The 2155-nt window shown below is 38.1% G+C and carries 2 protein-coding genes; both read right to left on the reverse strand.

What is annotated here, in order from left to right:
* Positions 1 to 774: 774 nt before the first annotated feature.
* On the reverse strand, positions 775 to 1452 hold the full coding sequence (locus AC3DU7_RS32020; protein WP_488043261.1) for an energy-coupling factor ABC transporter ATP-binding protein: 678 nt from the start codon (positions 1450 to 1452) through the stop codon (positions 775 to 777).
* A complete protein-coding gene (locus AC3DU7_RS32025; protein WP_488043262.1) occupies positions 1449 to 1715 on the reverse strand; it encodes a UPF0367 protein family in 267 nt (88 codons plus the stop codon). Before AC3DU7_RS32025 ends, AC3DU7_RS32020 begins: the two co-directional genes overlap by 4 nt.
* Positions 1716 to 2155 lie beyond the last annotated feature (440 nt).

Here is a 2155-nt window from a genome sequence, read left to right on the forward strand (position 1 = left end):
TCAGTTATCAGTTATCAGTACCTCTGCCTAAAGTCAGAGGCTTGAAATATTGAACTTGATTTTTTTTCATCCCCTTGAAACTCACATTCCGCACGTCAACTTGTAACATTAAAAGTAGTATATAAATCCGAATTTGGTAAGTATTTATACTGTATAAATTATCGTCATTGACCTTTTTCAAGAGTCAAATTCTCAGGAAAATATTAAGCATAAATACTCGCGCACACGCCACATATAAGCTGCACATCATTCCCTACTGACTACTGACTACTGGCTATTGACTACTTGCCATTTATACTACGTTTTGTCGTGCGGAATGTAGGTTGAAAGGGGAGGCTTGAGACCTAATTTTTTGGTCAAAAAAATAATCCCTAAACTCTCAAAGCTTGAGAGTTTAAGGATTGGAAATCTGGCTGTACTCTGTCTGGGAGGATCGAATCACTATCTTCACTAGTTTGATTTTTTTTCTACTATTACTCGTGTCTGCCATTCCTCCTACTTACAGCTTGCTGATTAATCCTCAAAGTATTGACTGATATTGGCAAGTGCATTTTTTAGTTGAAAAAAGTACCAGCTTTTTGGTGGCAAGAGCTACAAAAAGCTAGTATTTTAGGATAATTATGGCAGAAAAATTGAGGGACAATTGTTCCCACTACCTCCTCCATAATTCCCATTTCTCCTGACTCCTGACTCCTACCCTTACCCATAATACTTTTTCAGCAAACCCTACTCATACTTTGTACATTTGAGAACGTGCAAATTTAAGCTCAAGATTTAATCAAACTTTTCTTCAAAAGTTTCAGGCTTGCGTGTTACTACTTGACCTCGATCCAGTACAAATGCTCCATCGCAATAATCCAGCTCATTTAAGCGATGAGTAACCCATAGAGCAGTAATGCCTCGGTTTTTCACCAAACTTTGAACTTGAGTGACCAAATCTAATTGACTGTCTGGGTCAAGTAAAGCAGTAGGCTCATCCAAAAGCAAAATGTCACAATTACGAGCAATAGCTCCAGCGATCGCTATCCTTTGTTTTTGACCCCCGCTTAAAGCATATATAGGACGCCTTTGTAGATCTAAAAGATTGACTGCTGTTAAAGCATCTTCTACCCGATGACGAATTTGAAGTTGAGAAAGTCTCTCCTCAACCAGTCCAAAAGCAACATCTGCTCCCACAGTAGGCATCACCAATTGATGGTCAGGATTTTGGAACACAAAACCCATTTGCCCTTCAAAATGAATTTTTCCAGACTGAGGAGACAAAAGTCCTGCCAATACCCTTAACAAAGTTGATTTACCACTACCATTAGTACCCAGGAGCATCCAGAATTCCCCCTTAGGTACTGTTAGAGAACAAGAACGTAAAACCTGACTACCATTAGACCAATTAAAACAAAGATCTTGTACTACAATCGCCGGGTGAGTTTGAACACTGTTATCGTTAGGCTTCATTGTGTCAGGGCAACAAAACCAGGTGGTCTTCCAGTAGCTGCAGCACCAGATTTTTGGGAAATCTGGACACCAGAAACTTCACTGGCTAGTACAGCAATTTTTTTCTCAGGCATTTTCTCACAAGTAAGTTCTATAACTTGAGGATTACCAGAACGAATAGACTCAAGTACTTGTTGATAAACAGCTTCAGCATCCTCAGCTAACTTACGTTGTACTGAAAATGGTGCAGGGGTGTACTTCACAATAATGTCAATAGTGAACATTTCTTAGTTAGATAAGTATTAACATTACTCATCTTAATACTTATCCAACTGTCAATCTGTACTTTAATACTTTTGGGACAGCTCTAGATATACTTCTACTGGCTATTAAGATTCAAATACAGTCATCTGAGCTTGCCCCATAGGAATTGAGAATACTTAACTTCCAAGTCTAAATCTAAAATCTAACAAGCAAATTGTCCCTAAAAACTATTTTTTCTGGTTGCTCCAAGGGGAAATTATCTATATAATGATAACTACGGTAAAGAAATTTAAACAATGTTTACAAAACCTCTCATATTCTGCTATGGCAGAACAATAATTATTTAGAGAAGGTTGAGATAAAAACATTAACCGTAGTTATCATAATTATTTGGAGAATTCCGCAATGACTGTAGCAGTCGGACGCGCCCAAAGTCAACGAGGACCATTTGATGTCCTAG

This window comes from Okeania sp. (assembly GCF_983059655.1).